This is a genomic window from Fredinandcohnia onubensis (assembly GCF_002734215.1).
Classification (GTDB): Bacteria; Bacillota; Bacilli; order Bacillales; family Bacillaceae_L; genus Ferdinandcohnia; species Ferdinandcohnia onubensis.
The window spans coordinates 116,083-131,817 of sequence record NZ_NSEB01000015.1 but is presented as its reverse complement, the minus strand read 5'-3'; the positions used below and the strand labels follow the sequence as shown (position 1 = coordinate 131,817).

The following is a 15,735-nucleotide window of genomic DNA, read 5'->3' as shown; positions in this document are numbered from 1 at the left end:
AATAATGTTGAGTCGAGGCACCTGTCCATCTGACCCTAGTATATTTTCGAATAAATGACAAAGGAGATAAACATTGTTGAGATTAGTAATGTTGTGAGGATGTTGATCAGTTGAGCAGCAGTTAACGCAATGATGTTAAATTGCAAACCAATGTTAAACGCAATAAGAAAAATCATCATCGCAAAAAACGAAGCGAAAATACCTTTCTCCCGGATCAGTTTCATACGTTCATCCTTTTGCTTAAATTGTGGATACAAGTATGCCAAACAAAAACTCATGACTGCCATAGCCAGCGTCATAAAAGCCATAGGTGCAGGAGACGAGTTGGCCATGATTCCAACAAATAGTAAAAAACCTGACATCACAGAAAACAATATACCCAAAACGACAAATGGAACTCGCGAATTACCCATCTTTTTTCCTCCTTTAAAATGATTTCATCCAGCATAAATCTTTATTTATAGTCTTCTTCCTCTAAAAGGAAAATGTCTTCAACATTCGTCTCAAAAACTTCAGCCATTATTAATGCCAAGGGAAGAGAAGGGTTGTATTTGCCCTTTTCAATCGAAATAATTGTTTGTCTAGAAACACCCAATTTTTCAGCCAGTCGATCCTGCGAAAAACCATGTTTTTTCCTAAACTCTGATACTTTATTTTGCAACCCATTCACCACCTCTTATATTCTCTATCATAATGTAAAGTTTCCTTTACGTAAAGTTTCCTTTACATTTTTTTAGACAAAAAAAGAAAGTTAGTCACTTGAACTAACTTCTTTACAAAATCACAATATAGATACTCACTTTGGATAAGGGAGCTGTCCCACTATGAATTTTTGTCGAGTACTTTTTGTATTGATTGGTTTAGTTTATTTATATTTACTTGTGTAGCCTTGGTATGGTCTAATTGATACTTTTCTTTCAGTTGTAGGATTCTAGTCACACTTTCATCGATTCTCTTTTCGGGTATTTCACCGTTTTCGACTGCCTTTTTAATTGCATTATGGACCTGAACCACACTGTTGTAGTCATGTGCCACCATGATTATGTCACTACCGGCCTTAATAGATTGAACCGCTGCCTCACCAATATCGTAATCATTGGTGATTGCCTTCATGAAAAAATCATCAGTGATGACTACACCATTAAAGCCTAGGTCATTCCGTAAAATGTCCATAATTATCGTTTTTGACATGGAGGACGGATAGGTCTTATCAAGTGCCGGTACTAAAATATGGCCAACCATCACCATATCTGCTCCTTCTTTTATGGCCTTGTGAAATGGAATAAATTCCAGACTCTCTAGCTCTTCACGCGTCTTTTCAACCTTGGGTAACTCCAGATGTGAATCAACATGTGTATCCCCGTGCCCTGGAAAATGCTTGACTGCGGAAATAATAGACTGCGACTGCAGCCCTTTCATTGTTTGAACCCCAAGACTACCCACAATCTCTGGATTACTGCTAAAAGAACGATTACCAATTACCGGATTATCCGGATTGCTATTAACATCGAGCACAGGTGCAAAATCCACATTAAACCCAAATGCATTGAGCTCTTTTCCAAGAGTTTTGCCGATTTCATACGAGAGTGTTGGATCATTTATCTTTCCGATTTCTAGATTTGTCGGAAAGTTGATTAATCCACCTGGTAGCTTCGATATTCGGCCGCCTTCCTGGTCCACTCCAAAAAACAAAGGAATATTACCTTCATTAGCCTGTTTGATTTGGTTCAAATAGTTCACGGTTTGTTTCGGAGATACTAAATTATCACCATTAAAAATGATGCCTCCAACTTGGTATTTCGTAATTAATTGGTTCATATTTTGGCTCATTTTTGTACCAGAAATCCCTGCAAAAATAAGTTGACCAATTTTTTCATCTAAACTTAGGCTTTCATTATCATCAACCGATTGTTGCAGGTTTGTCACGACAGAAATATGATGAACAGTCGGGTTAGGCTCTTGCTCAGTCGGCTTTGGTAAAATCCACTTCAACTGGAATGTAGGATTGACTTGATATATGAAAATAACTTGGTTTACATATCCATCCTGATAAAATTTAACCTCATCTGGCTCACCTATCGCTTTTTGAATATCATCTAAGTGAATGGCCATTAAATTAGAATCGTATGAGCGGATATCGAAAGCAGTCTCATTCTTAATTCCAATTGTTACGTCATGATCAGGATACACTGCGAAGTCACCAATCGAGCTTTTATCAATAGTTGGCGGTTCCCCCCATTTATTGTGTATTTCTTGGATGTTTGACTGTCCTGCTATAAAAGGAGTATGCGGAATCTTCCCTGTTTTCGAAAGTGAAAAAATTTCCTTAACCTGTTCTAAGGAATCTGGTTTTTCTTCAGCCGTTCCCTCTGGCTGCGTCTCAGCTTCATTTTTTTCTGATTGCTGAGCCGACTCCTCTCTTGGAACACTTTGTTCACTTTGCTGTTCGTTACCTTTTTCAATAAACATATAAACTAAAGCAACCGCTACAGCAACGGAAAGTATACCAATCAGACCTTTTTGTAATCCTTTTTTGTACATAGGCTACCTCCTCGCTAATTTTTCTTCTATAAAAGTAGACTCTTTTATAAGCAGAAACGTTACAACAGTTTTTGGGACACGGGACCTGTCCCTGTGACCCACCAGATTTGTTTAACAAGAATTTTAAGAGGCAAGGGTTCAGGCCCTTGCCTCTCTTTATAATTGTTCCCCAAGAAACTGCGGCAATGAAAAACATCTTTCCACCATTTGCTCGTTGACATATTTTGTTTGTTTATTGCTGACTCTACTTGGGTTTACATCAAGATGCTTCTTAGTCCCGATCGTGAAACTCCACATTCCGCCAGGGTAGGTCGGTACAACTGCTGTATATAATTTTGCCTCTTTGAAAAGTTCTGAGATTCGAGTATAGGACTGTTTCATCACGTCAGAATGGAATAGTGGTGATTGGCTTTGACAAACCATGATTCCATCGTCTTTTAAAGCTTCATGTAAGCTTTGATAGAAGCTTTTTTCGAATAACGCCTCTGCAGGTCCAATTGGATCTGATGAATCCACGATAATTAGGTCATACTCATTTTTCTTACTAGCCACGAATTTTACACCATCTTCAAAAATAAAATAAACACGTGGATCTGCTAGGCGACCTGATACCTCAGGTAAATGTTCGATACTAGCTTTTACCACAAGTTCATCAATTTCAACCATATCAATATGTTCGATTTCTTCGTATTTGGCTACTTCCTTTGCAACACCACAATCGCCACCACCAACGATTAATACCTTTTTCGGATTAGGGTGAATCGACATGGGCACATGTGAAATCATTTCATTATAAATATGTCCATCAACCGAAGTCGTTTGGACAATACCATCTAACACTAACATTCTTCCAAAATCATATGAATCCAGAATCATGACATCTTGGAAAGATGATTGTTGATCAAAAATAATATCTTTAATCCGATAGCTGATTTTCAAGTTGTCGTACTCATTTTCGGTGAGCCAGATATCACCATTTTTCTTAGATAAATAAGGTTTATTCAGTTCCATCATCATCCCCCACTCTACTCTTATTCTTCCAATATAAGAATAAGAAGAAACAATGTGCATGTCCAGCGAAGTGGGTCGGAGGGACAGGTTCCTTGTCCCAGTTTAATCCTGTTGTGGGACGCGGGACCTGTCCCTGTGTCCCAGCAAGGTTACGGTAATCTCTGTTCCGATGTTTTCCCACGATTCGACGTTAATTTCTCCGCTATGCAGTTTTGCAATTTGCATCGCTATACTCATGCCAAGCCCTGTGCCTTCTACACGTTCATCTGTGTTTGTTCCACGATAATACCTATCGAATAAATGTTTCTTAGTCGCCTCATCCATCCCAATACCGTTATCCTTGACGACTATTTTTATCTCACCCTCGTCGTTAATTTCCTCCAAAATAACATCAACGTTTGTACCAGGCGGATTATGTTTCATCGCATTATAAATAAGGTTATCTAGCATTCTTTCAAACAACCGTCTGTTTACATTTAGATAACTGTTATTGTGTAATGGGACAAAGGATATGGGATAGTCGTTGATTATCCGGTCCCTTTCATATTTTCCTAAGATGTCCTCAAAAAGTTCACTTACTTCAACGGTCTCAAGCTGAACTTGATTCCCACCATTTTTCAATTGAAAACTTAAGGAAAAATCTTCTATTAAATGCAGCATATAATCACTTTTCTCACGTATCGTCTTCCCTATTTCCTCTAATTCGTCCGTAGTCCAATCGTATTGGCCACTTTCTAATAAGTTTCCATATCCCTGCATCGTTGATAGAGGTGTGCGTAAATCATGAGATATTCCCGTCATCCATTCTGAGCGATTTTTCTCTAATTGCTCACGTTCTTTCCTCGAAGCTTCGAGTTTACCTGCCATATTATGAAATGCTTCAAACACCTCTTGATATAACTTAAATCGTAACCGGATCTTTCCATTCTTGCGGTATACCTTCTTCTTTTCACGCTCTGTTAATACTTCACTATAGTTTTCATTTCCCATCCTGCCAAGCCAGTTCGCAAAAATAAACAGTGGATTTCCATAGCGAAATCCATTCCATATTGAAATTGCGATAGTAATAAGGAGGACAATCGCCCCAGTAATGAGAAATCCTCGTGCGACATCAAGATACGTTTCTAGTTTCACTTCATTGTTCGTTTCATTTGGTGTATATAGCTCCCAAACCAATCCATTCTTAGTGTCTTCATAAGTCGTTCTTTTTGATGAATATATATCAGGTGCAACATCTCTCACAAAAACATCCAATGGCTTCTCGTCTTTACGGTTTTGTAACCCAATCATTTGTTGCAATGACCCATCCGTACGATATATTTTTAGAGCGCCTTGTTGCTTTTTTAATAGATTCTCAACTTCACCTTGGTCTGCTTCAGCTATGGTCCCAATTTCCCCATACTCCTCAACAATTTGCTTTAGTAAGAGGTGTGCTTGATCTTGGTAGCCTAAAACAAATAAGTATGGTTCATCGTAAAATGTTTCTAAGTAAAAGGCTAGTGAAAAACCTTTTAATTGTTTTGTTTCCTTCATCTTTTTCATTTCTTGATATGTATACTTGTTTGGTATTTCATCTGGTACATTTCCTGATTCAATCACAGTTCCCTCATGATCAATTATTTGTACCCAAATTTGTTCCTTTTCTAAATCTTTATCCCAATCCTTGTTCATCTTGAATTCCGAAAATGAAAACCCCGTATTTACTGAAATTGCCTCTAACTTTGCCTGATAATAATTAGATTGAGAAACATCTTCTGCATAAATACCTATACCTATTAATAGTGTTAGAAAAATGACAATAACCATTAAGGCCGCTATTGACAAAAACTGTAATGAGAAATGCAGAAATAAACGCCATCTAAGCTTTTTCATGATTGATTTCCTTTTACAAGTTTATATCCAAGTCCTCTTACTGTTAGTAAATATTTAGGGTTACTTGGGTCCTCCTCGATTCTTTCTCTAATTCTTCTAATATGTACCGAAACAGTATTCTCATCAACATAATTGTCAAAGCCCCAGACTGCTTCAAGGAGTGCAGACTTAGAATGGACGATATTCGGATGCTTGCATAAATAAAGCAACAACAAATAAACCTGAGTTGGACATGGTACAGGCTGTCCGTTTACCAACAATTCTCCTGCGCCTTCATCTAAAAAAAATCGACCAAAATCAAACTGCTTAGTCTTCGATTGGATTGTAGGCTCAGCTAATTTAGAACTTCTTCTTAAATACGCTTTAATTCTTGCAGCCACCTCTAATGGATTAAACGGCTTTGTCACATAATCATCGCCGCCAGTTGCAAATCCTGTTAGTACGTCCAAATCTGATACTCTAGCGGTTAAAAATAAAATATAGGCTGAAGATAATTCACGGATTTTCGGACAAAAGTCAAACCCGTTGCCATCTGGTAGCATCACATCAAGGATAACAATATCAACATGTTGTTTTTGTAGAATAGTAAGCGCATCTTCTCCTTTATAAGCAGTATATATATTTTGAAATCCTTCCTTTTTCAACATCATTTCTAACATTTTCACAATAGCTTGTTCATCATCAACTATTAAAATATTTGTCTCATTATACATAAGTTTCCACCTCATCCTTATCATAACAAAGCAACTTTACGAACAGTTGAACAAATCAAATAAAGTTTTATGCATTCGTAATGTAACGTTCAATCTAGAGAAAACTCCTCCATCTAAACTATAGATAGTTCAATATGAAAGGGAGAAGAAAATGAAAAAACGAGTTAGGTTGATTGATGGACTGAGGGGATTCAGTTTAATTGGGATATTGATAGCGAATGTACTAATTTTTCAATATGGTATGTTTGGAAAAGATCAAATGGAAAACTATCAAACATTAGCTACTGATCAAGCATCCTACATTTGGATCAAAATCTTTATAGAAGGTAGCTTCATGCCAATATTTTTGTTTTTATTTGGCTTTTCTTTGGTTAAATTATCGGAAAAACTTGAAGTCAATGGTAAAAAAGTGAAACGTCATTTAGTAAGAAGGTTTATTTTGTTAATTACACTCGGTTTGCTACATTCTATTTTTGTTTGGGAAGGTGATATTTTATTTTCCTATGGGCTGATTGGCTTACTTATGATTGTCTTTGTTAAACGAAAGAAAAAGACGATACTAATTTGGACCGTGACGTTATTTTCTTTAACTACATTGATGGGTGTAATAGGAGTAAATGAAAAAATGGAGGAACCAAAGAATTTAGCTTCCTATATCCAAAAGGAATATGATGCCTATTCAAATGGAGATTATTGGGAGGCCTTAGAGTTTCGTAATAGTGGAGAAGATCCATATGGTTTTCCTGGCTATGTATACATTATCATGTTGATACTTATGCCACTTGTGATCTGCCCAATATTTTTATTAGGCATGTATGCTGCAAAAAGTGGATGGTTCACATTTCCTGAAAAAGAAAAACGGAAGTATATTTGGTTCGCATGGTTCTGTCTACCGATGGGTTTGGGGTTAAAATCTTTACCATATTTGTTTCCAGAGCATATATGGACGGAATCGATTTATACAATAGGTGCGCCCCTTCTCTCGGTCGGTTATATCTTCCTATTTGCATATTTTTATACAAAAGGAGAATCCATCATTTTAACTCTATTTGAAAATGTAGGACGTCTATCCATGACTAATTATTTAGCTCAAAGTATTATATGTACTCTTATTTTTTATGGATACGGTTTGGGATTATTCGGAAAGATGGGTGTTCTTAACGGAATTTTGTTAACAATCGTGATTTACTTATTCCAGGTTATCTTAAGCCATTTTTATCTTAAGATCTGGAAAATGGGACCTTTTGAAAAAATTATGAGAATCGGCACCTACATGACATGGCGAGGCATTCCTAAATCCAAAAAGGCAAAAATTAGATTACATGAAAAAGCTACCCATTAATGTGCTCTAGCTGTAAATGCATGAGCTGAATATGGTGTTCGAATGAGTTTTTCTTCTTAACATTTTGGATATCAGCCATAAAAATATTTTATCAGCCATATTTTTTATTTATCGGCCATAAATTTTCAGTAACAGCCGTATTTGCAATTTAATAGCCATAAACCAAAAAACGCCGCGAGTGTCTATGCACTGCTGCGGCGTAATATAGTGAAGCGCCTGGGACAAGGGACCTGTCCCCGTGTCCCATGATGCGCCGGGACAAGAGCCCGTTGACCCGATTTGTCCCATTTAAAACTTCTTAAGGTGAACTTTTTCCATTATGTGGTCAGGGCCTTTTTTGAAGACGATGTCTGCACGACGACGTGTAGGGAGAATGTTTTCTCGTAAGTTTTTGGCGTTGATCTCCTCCCAGATGTCCGTTGCCTTTTTGATCGCTTCTTCCTTTGACAACGAAGTATAGCGATGAAAATAAGACATCGGGTTTTGGAACGCCGTCTTTTGCAGTGTCAAAAATCTCTCAATGTACCATTTTTTGATATTTCTTACGTCCGCATCAATATAAATTGAGAAATCAAAAAAGTCACTGACGAAAACCGAATGGGACTTGCTGACCTGAAGGACATTAATTCCTTCAACAATTAAAATATCTGGCTGCTTAATAACCTCTACCTTGTCGGATAGCACATCGTACGTTAAATGAGAGTATAATGGTGCCTCCACTTTTGATTTACCAGACTTCACCTTCATCATAAACTCAATTAATCTTTGAGTATCATAGCTTTCGGGAAAACCTTTTCGACTCATTAAGCCCTTACTCTCCAAGGTTGCGTTTGGATACAAAAATCCATCTGTCGTAACTAACCCTACCTCTTTATGCTCGTCCCACCGTGATAAAAGAGTTTGGATTACCCTTGCTGCGGTGCTTTTCCCTACTGCCACACTACCTGCAATTCCGATAATATATGGAATTTTCTTAGCTTTATAGTCTAAAAATGAATTCGTTGCTCCCTGTAGCTGTTGTGATGCCTTTACCTTTAGATTGATCAAACGGGTCAATGGCAAATAAATTTCTTTTACTTCCTGAAGAGAGATTTCTTCGTTTATACCGCGAATGCTCTCGAGCTCTTCTTCTGATAGTAACAAAGGAGTTTTATTGCGCAATTCCGCCCATTTTTCTCTATTAAATTCAATATAGTTTGTTAACGGATTCATAGTTTTTACCTCTATTTTAGATTCATGTTCATTTTATCAGATTGTTACTAGAATTAATACGTTTTAAAAAGAATGACTTGCGCTCGACACTTGCAAGATTTTCTTCATTCTATTATTGACCACTTGAATGATTTTACCTAAAAACAAAGCAATCACTAGAGTACCAAGCCCAACCGGTCCTCCTAAAAGAAATCCGAGAACGGCTCCTGTACCTTCAATGCCCATTCTTACAATATTAAAACTTAACCCAAACCGATTGCAGAATGCCACCATCATCCCATCAATGGGTGTCTTAGGTAAATTCGCCTCCATATAAATGCCGATTCCAATTCCAGCGATAACAAGACCAACAACGAAACTGACAATTTGTAATTCCAAAGATGATGTAAAGTCAACATTCGCTAATACAATATAAAACCAAAAATCAACAAAAATACTTCGGATAAAAATTGGGATAACCGATTCGATACGCAATCTCTTTTTTTCAAGAATCCAGGTAATCAATATAAATGTCAACTGTGTCAAAATTGACCACGTTCCAATCGTCAAACCTATATGCTCTGTAAGCCCTACAGCTACGGTATCCCACGGCCCCGCACCGATCAATGATTGAATAATAAATGCAATTCCTAACGCTGTAAGCGCTAGTCCCCCAAAATAAATGCTTATACGTATTCCCATGCTGCACCTCGATATTAATGGATATTTCAAAATAATTATTCAATTATAACACTTTCATGAAAAATTGCACCCAAAAAAATAGGCATCTGCCCACCAAAAAGGACAGAAGCCTTAAAACATTTCCTAGACTCTTATTTTTACATCTTGAGTATTTTTGATATATTATGAAATACTTATTCTACTTCTATTAAAACGGCTGCTCCTTGGCCTCCACCGCCACACATAGATGCAATGCCTCGGCCGCCTCCGCGTCGTTTAAGTTCACGAGCAAGTGTTAAAACAAGCCGGAATCCGCTAGCACCTAGAGGATGGCCAAGAGCGATTGCTCCTCCGTTCACGTTAACCACATCGGAAGGAAGCCCGAGCTCTTGCTGACTTGCAATCACAACACTTGCAAAAGCTTCATTAATCTCAAACAAATCAATATCTGCAAGGCGTAAATTTCTACGATCCAATAAAGCCCGTATTGCATTTGCCGGCTGGAGGTGCAAGGATGGGTCTGGCCCTGCTACAAATGACCAGTCAACAATCGTTGCAAGCGGAGACTTCCCTATCTTTTCACATGTTTCTAAGCTTGAAATTAGACCCGCGCTCGCACCATCTGACATCGGACTAGCATTTCCAGGAGTAATCGTTCCCTCTTCTTCAAATGCTGGGGAAAGCTTTTGTAACTTGTCAATGGAGGTTTGAGGTCGAATACATTCATCCTCGGTGATAAGCTGCCCGGAAACATGAACTCCTACTATTTCATCCTTAAAAACTCCATTACTTTGTGCCCTAGCTGCCCGTAGTTGTGAGTGTAGAGCAAATTCGTCTTGTTCTTCTCGGCTAATATGTAATTCACGATTTGTACGTTCAGATAACCCGCCCATTGATTGATCAGAAAGTGCACACCACAAACCGTCATTCAACGTATCATAGAATTCGACAGCACCCATCTTAACTTCTCGTCTAAGGTTAGATACATGAGGTGCATTTGTCATGGATTCAAAGCCTCCAACAACAAATAGATCCCCTTCTCCTCTTTCTACACGGCGAGCAGCATCAGATACCGCTGCTAAACTAGCAATACAAACGCTGTTTAATGTTAAGGCAGGGGTATGTATCCCAACACCAGCTTGATAAGCAACTTGACGCGCAGGGTTCTGACCTTGCCCAGCCTGTATGACTTGACCTAGTATAACGCCATCTACATTAGCAGTTTCAGGAACACGGCGAACGAGCTCCGAAACTGCCGCAACACCTAGTTCAGTTGCTGTTTTCTTGTTTAAGCTTCCCTTGAATCGTCCAATAGGAGTACGAACTCCATCAATTAACACAGTTTTTTTCAACGAAATCACCCATCCTTTTAGTAGATTAATTGAAACTAAACTAAATTACTGGGTTAGTGAATCACGGTACGTTTCCCGTGCGAATAACGTTGCAATAATGCTTATCACACCTAGTGCGGTTAAATATAGAATGATTGGTAAGCTTTGCCCATCATATTTTGCTAGTAACCAAGTCGCAATTAGAGGGGAAAATCCACCTGCTAGGATAGCTCCAATTTGGTAACCAATGGAAGCACCACTTAAACGAACCTTCGACCCAAAAAGCTCTGAGTAGTATACTGCTTGAGGACCGTAAACAGAGTCATGAATGACATTCAATCCAAGCACGATTCCGATTGTGATCCAAAGTACCGATCCTGTGTCCATCAGCGCGAAAAACGGAAAAATGAACAGCGTCGTAGCTATTGTCCCACCCAAATAGACGGGTTTACGGCCAATCTTATCAGATAAGTAGGACCATAGTGGCATGGTCACTAAACCAACTACTGAGGAGATCATGACTGCATTTAGACCAATGGAGCGATCGACATTAACTGTACCTACGAGATACGTTAGAACAAATACAGAATAGATATAAAACGTTGCGTTTTGAACTAATTTCATACCAATCGTTAAGAATAATGGTTTTTTCTGGCTGCGTAGAACGGTAAGCACAGGCTTTTCCTCTATCTGTTTCTTTTCAGCCAGTTCCTCAAATACAGGCGATTCACTCACTCTTAAACGAATCCAAAGTCCAATGATGACAAGTATAGCACTTAGTAAAAATGGAATACGCCAGCCCCAAGCAAGGAAGGCTTCATTTGACATACTGTTATTTACCATTGAGAACACGAAGGTGGATAATAGAAGTCCTGCCGGAACTCCCATCTGTGGAAAGCTGCCATATAACCCCCGTTTTCCTTTCGGTGCATGTTCAACCGCCATTACTACCGCTGAACCCCACTCACCACCAACAGCAAATCCCTGTACAATGCGCAAAAGACTTATTAATAGTGGAGCCATCAATCCGATTGTTTGATAGGATGGAATCAGCCCCATTAAAAATGTTGCGATTCCCATTAATAATAGTGAAAGTGTAAGCATTTTTTTTCTGCCAATTTTATCACCAAAATGTCCAAATACCGCGCTTCCTAACGGACGAGCAATAAATCCTGCAGCATATGACCCAAAGGCTGCTAGTGTCCCATATAGAGGGTCGAAAGTTGGAAAAAACAATGCAGGAAATACTAAAGCAGCAGCTGTACCGTATAAGTAGAAATCATACCATTCAATTGTTGTACCAATAAAGCTTGCCAAACCGACCTTGCGATGTTCTTTAGAAAAACCTTTTTTCTCGGTATTTATATCCTCCTGAATTACTGGAGCTGTTGACATCGACTTTCCTCCCTTTTTACGATGGTGTAATATGTCTTAAGGCCATTTTTCATTCCTTACTTTCGAAAAATGGCAACCAAACATCATTGCATTTTATATATTTGACTTTCAGTGGCTGCCCAATTTTTAATTCTTGATCAGAATCAACTAATAGATGTGTCAGCATCGAAGGACCTTCTTCTAATTCAACAACCCCTAATACATAAGGTGTAACTGCTGCCCACCCTGGATGACCAGGTCTATGTACAATGCTCCACGTCTTTAACGTTCCTTTTCCTGAAGCTGGTTTCCATTCTAACTGGTTACTCCAGCAATGCGGGCAATGGGAACGAGGATAAAATACCCATTCACCACAATCACAGCATTTCTGCAAAATAAATTCCTCACGAGCTACTGCATCCCAGAACGGCTTAGTGATCGGTGTTATCGTCGGACCTGGAACCGTTAAATTTTCAATTTTTTCTATCATGATTCCACCCCCAAGATCAGAGCAGCTGCTTCACTCAATGTAGCTCCATTCCCTGTTATCAAAGCATGTCGTGCATTTGGAATTTGTCTAAAATCTGCTTCATGTCGCAATTGATGAACAGCTTCAATAATATGTGACATCCCACCAGCAAGATCTGCCTGACCAAATCCTAATTGACCCCCGTGCGTGTTAAGTGGCCAATCACCGTCATGACCGAAAGTATGCTCCTTCATCCAGGAACCAAATTTTCCAGGTGTACATAGACCGGCATTTTCTAATGTTTGTGCAACTACACTCGTATAGCAATCATAGATAGAAAGTAAATCCATGTCTTTTACTGATAAACCTGCTTGATCCAATGCTCTTGGGATCGCATAGCTTAGTGGAGCATTTTCCAATGCAGGGGCTTGGCTGACGGCTCTATGAGTGATTTTCTCACCCGCCCCTAGTAAATAAACTGGAGAATGTCCTCCCTTAGAGGCATTTTTAACGGAGGTAACAACGACAGCTGCCCCACCTGCTACAGGCATAACGATTTCAAATAAATGCAAGGGATCCACAATTAGCGGAGAATTTAACACGTCCTCAACAGAGGCTGGTTTTCCGTATGTAATGGCTTTTGGGTTGAGCTGCGCATTTTTTCGAGCCCAATGAGCAATGAGTGCAAAATCTTCTTGTTTCGATCCATACTCCGCCATGTGCCGTTGCTTTAACAGTGCATAAGAAGTGTTTGCGCCAGAAGCCCCAAATGGAACGTCAAATTCACGAATTGGATTACGGTTTGGTGAACGTAAGGCTTTTCCCTTTTCGTTGATATTTGCAAGCACACATACAACTGTTTCACACATTCCCGCTTCTATTGCAGCTACCGCTCTCCATATCATTCCCGCACCGGTTGCACCTCCAAGATCAACTACATTTGACATTGTCGGCTCAAGACCAAGGTATTCCGCAACAGTAGCTGGCACATGCTGCGGAGTCTCGCCTACTTGGGGGCCAATTAATAAACCATCTATCTCGTCTTTTTCAATTCCGGCATCTTTAATGGCCAGCCTTACTGACTCGGCAATTAATCCAAGAGTTGTCACACCCTCGCTATAACGGACTGGAGTAAGTTCTCCAATCCCTATAATTGCACCTTTTGGAACTCGGCGTTTAACCATTATATGAAACTCCTTTCAGACAAGCTGCTGTATTCTTCTAGGCATGCTGGGTTGGCAAGTGAGCCCCTGTTCTTTATTGGCTGTCCAAGAACAGTTGAACGGACTGCCCCTTCTACCTTCTTGCCGTTAATTGTATAAGGAATCTCTTTGACACTGTATATACGTCTTGGCACATGCCGCGGTGAAGCTTTTTCCCTAACTTCCTTACGAATATGAATCGCTAATGCATCATCCAATGATCCATCCTCGGTGACGACACACAGTGCAATCTCCTCATCATTGTCGACAGGGTAGCCAAAAACGATTGAGTCCTGTACCTGAGGAAGCTGCTCCACAACTCGATAGATTTCAGCAGTTCCTATCCGGACACCGCCAGGATTAAGCGTAGTATCAGCTCTTCCGTAAATGACCAATGTTTGCTCTATTGTTTGTTCAGCGAAGTCACCATGTGACCATATACCAGGACGTTCAGCAAAATAGGCTTTAAAATAGCGCTCATCTCCGTCCTCTCCCCAGAATGTAATTGGCATACTAGGAAAAGCCCTTGTGCACACTAACTCCCCTTTTTCATTGATGACAGATACTCCTCTTTCATCGAGGACATCTACTGCCATACCAAGTGCTTTACAGGTAATTTCCCCGCGTCTTACTGGATGTACAGGGGAACCCATCACAAAACATCCAATGATTTCAGTACCACCTGAAATCGAAGCCAACATGATATCCTGCTTGATGTCACTATATATCCAGTCATACTGTTCTGCCGATAAAGGCGCACCACAAGAAAGGACACTGCGCAAAGATGAAAGGTTATGTTTCTGCCCCACCTGATAACCTGACTTCGCCAAGGTTTCTAAATACTTAGGACTCGTTCCGAAATGCGTAAGCCCAATCTCTTCTGCAATCTCCCAAAGGATTCCTATATTTGCCTTTGGTATCGGTGACCCGTCATAAAGGAGAATGGCCGCACCACTTGCTAATCCAGATAGCAGCCAAGGATACATCATCCATGCCGTATTGGTGTACCAAAACAACACATCTCCAGCTTTTAAATCACAATGTAACTGATGTTCCTTTAAGTGTTGAATTAATGTACCTCCGACTGAATGAACAATGGCCTTTGGCAGCCCAGTAGTCCCCGAAGTATAAAGGATGTAAAGCGGATGATTGAAGGGAACTCGGGTAAATTCCAGATGAGATGATTCATTTTGACATAGCTCTTGCCAGCTCATCACTTTCGTTTCTTGATTAATCGATATATCTCCACTCTCAGATAAAGTCACGATAGCGGAAACATCGTTCAGTACCTCACTTACAGCTGAGATGTTATCTCGAATATCATAAAACTTTCCGTTATATTGATAATCCAAAGTTGCTATTAATACCTTTGGATGAACTTGCCCAATCCGATCGATAATCCCTTTTGGACCAAAGTCAGGAGAGCATGATGTCCAAACAGCACCTAATGAAGCGGTTGCCAATAAGGCTACGAACGCTTCAATTCTATTTGTTACAATTCCAGCAACACGATCACCAGCACTTACTCCCAAACTCTTTAACCCAGACTGGGCACGTGCCACCCTATTACGCAGTTCTCCCATAGTGATCGTTTGAGATACGCCGTTTTCATCTGATTCAATAACCGCGGTTTGCAGGTCGTCACCACGTAAAATATTTTCCGCAAAATTTATTCTGGAATCAGGAAACCATTGTGTACCTAGCATGCCACCATCGCTTGGAGGAACTACGACTCTTTCTCCCTTATCTCCAATAACATTTGCAAAGTCCCATACTGCTGACCAGAATGATTCTGGTTGAGCGACTGACCAGCGATGAAAGCGTTCATAGGGTAGGAGTGGAAAACCGATCTCATGTGAAAACTTCATCAAATTTGACTGTGAGACCCAAGTTTCACTTGGCTTCCATAGAACCTTGGATTCTAGTAAGCTGTGTTGTGTTGTCATTATCTATTCCTCCCTCATACTAAGAGAAGCCATTCTCGCTACACCCATCCCTTAGTTCATGT

The 15,735-nt window shown here is 39.7% G+C and carries 14 protein-coding genes; 1 reads left to right on the top strand and 13 read right to left on the bottom strand.

The genetic code is table 11. From position 1 onward, the window contains the following. Positions 1–35: 35 nt before the first annotated feature. The 6 genes from CKK03_RS18510 to CKK03_RS18485 all read right to left on the bottom strand — a co-directional run bounded on the left by CKK03_RS18510 (position 36) and on the right by CKK03_RS18485 (position 6,137). Entirely contained in the window at positions 36–413 is a 378-nt protein-coding gene (locus CKK03_RS18510) for a permease (protein ID WP_099364006.1), read from the bottom strand. A gap of 41 nt (positions 414–454) precedes the next feature. After that, positions 455–661 carry a helix-turn-helix transcriptional regulator gene (locus tag CKK03_RS18505; RefSeq protein ID WP_099364005.1) on the bottom strand — a complete coding sequence of 69 codons (207 nt, stop codon included), beginning with the start codon at positions 659–661 and terminating at the stop codon, positions 455–457. A 161-nt stretch (positions 662–822) separates the two neighbouring features. Next, complete coding sequence (nagZ, locus tag CKK03_RS18500) at positions 823–2,541, bottom strand: beta-N-acetylhexosaminidase (protein WP_099364004.1); 1,719 nt, start codon at positions 2,539–2,541, stop codon at positions 823–825. 156 nt (positions 2,542–2,697) lie between these two features. Then, the gene (speE, locus tag CKK03_RS18495; RefSeq protein WP_099364003.1) at positions 2,698–3,552 is read right to left on the bottom strand and encodes a polyamine aminopropyltransferase; all 855 of its coding nucleotides are present in this window, start codon (positions 3,550–3,552) and stop codon (positions 2,698–2,700) included. Between the two features lie 102 nt (positions 3,553–3,654). Beyond that, positions 3,655–5,424, bottom strand: a complete 1,770-nt coding sequence (locus CKK03_RS18490; RefSeq protein ID WP_099364002.1) for a sensor histidine kinase — start codon at positions 5,422–5,424, stop codon at positions 3,655–3,657. Then, positions 5,421–6,137 (bottom strand): response regulator transcription factor, encoded by a 717-nt coding sequence (locus CKK03_RS18485; RefSeq protein ID WP_099364001.1) that lies wholly within the window; start codon positions 6,135–6,137, stop codon positions 5,421–5,423. The genes CKK03_RS18490 and CKK03_RS18485 overlap by 4 nt, the downstream gene beginning before the upstream one ends. Before the next feature lie 151 nt (positions 6,138–6,288). Here CKK03_RS18485 and CKK03_RS18480 point away from each other — a divergent pair, with 151 nt between their 5' ends. Beyond that, positions 6,289–7,479: a DUF418 domain-containing protein gene (locus CKK03_RS18480; protein WP_099364000.1), complete on the top strand. Its 1,191-nt coding sequence runs from the start codon at positions 6,289–6,291 to the stop codon at positions 7,477–7,479. 288 nt (positions 7,480–7,767) lie between these two features. Here the strand turns inward: CKK03_RS18480 and coaA are convergent, their stop codons facing one another. The 7 genes from coaA to CKK03_RS18445 form a co-directional block, all read right to left on the bottom strand. Continuing rightward, on the bottom strand, positions 7,768–8,691 hold the full coding sequence (gene coaA, locus CKK03_RS18475) for a type I pantothenate kinase (RefSeq protein ID WP_099363999.1): 924 nt from the start codon (positions 8,689–8,691) through the stop codon (positions 7,768–7,770). Between the two features lie 63 nt (positions 8,692–8,754). Continuing rightward, a complete protein-coding gene (locus CKK03_RS18470) occupies positions 8,755–9,372 on the bottom strand; it encodes a YczE/YyaS/YitT family protein (RefSeq protein WP_099363998.1) in 618 nt (205 codons plus the stop codon). A 173-nt stretch (positions 9,373–9,545) separates the two neighbouring features. Continuing rightward, entirely contained in the window at positions 9,546–10,712 is a 1,167-nt protein-coding gene (locus tag CKK03_RS18465) for an acetyl-CoA C-acyltransferase (RefSeq protein ID WP_245864197.1), read from the bottom strand. Between the two features lie 36 nt (positions 10,713–10,748). Next, entirely contained in the window at positions 10,749–12,077 is a 1,329-nt protein-coding gene (locus CKK03_RS18460) for an MFS transporter (RefSeq protein ID WP_099363996.1), read from the bottom strand. 49 nt (positions 12,078–12,126) lie between these two features. Next, positions 12,127–12,546, bottom strand: a complete 420-nt coding sequence (locus tag CKK03_RS18455; protein ID WP_099363995.1) for a Zn-ribbon domain-containing OB-fold protein — start codon at positions 12,544–12,546, stop codon at positions 12,127–12,129. After that, positions 12,543–13,709, bottom strand: a complete 1,167-nt coding sequence (locus tag CKK03_RS18450; protein ID WP_099363994.1) for a thiolase family protein — start codon at positions 13,707–13,709, stop codon at positions 12,543–12,545. Before CKK03_RS18450 ends, CKK03_RS18455 begins: the two co-directional genes overlap by 4 nt. Then, positions 13,709–15,673: an acetoacetate--CoA ligase gene (locus CKK03_RS18445; protein ID WP_099363993.1), complete on the bottom strand. Its 1,965-nt coding sequence runs from the start codon at positions 15,671–15,673 to the stop codon at positions 13,709–13,711. The genes CKK03_RS18450 and CKK03_RS18445 overlap by 1 nt, the downstream gene beginning before the upstream one ends. Positions 15,674–15,735: the final 62 nt, after the last annotated feature.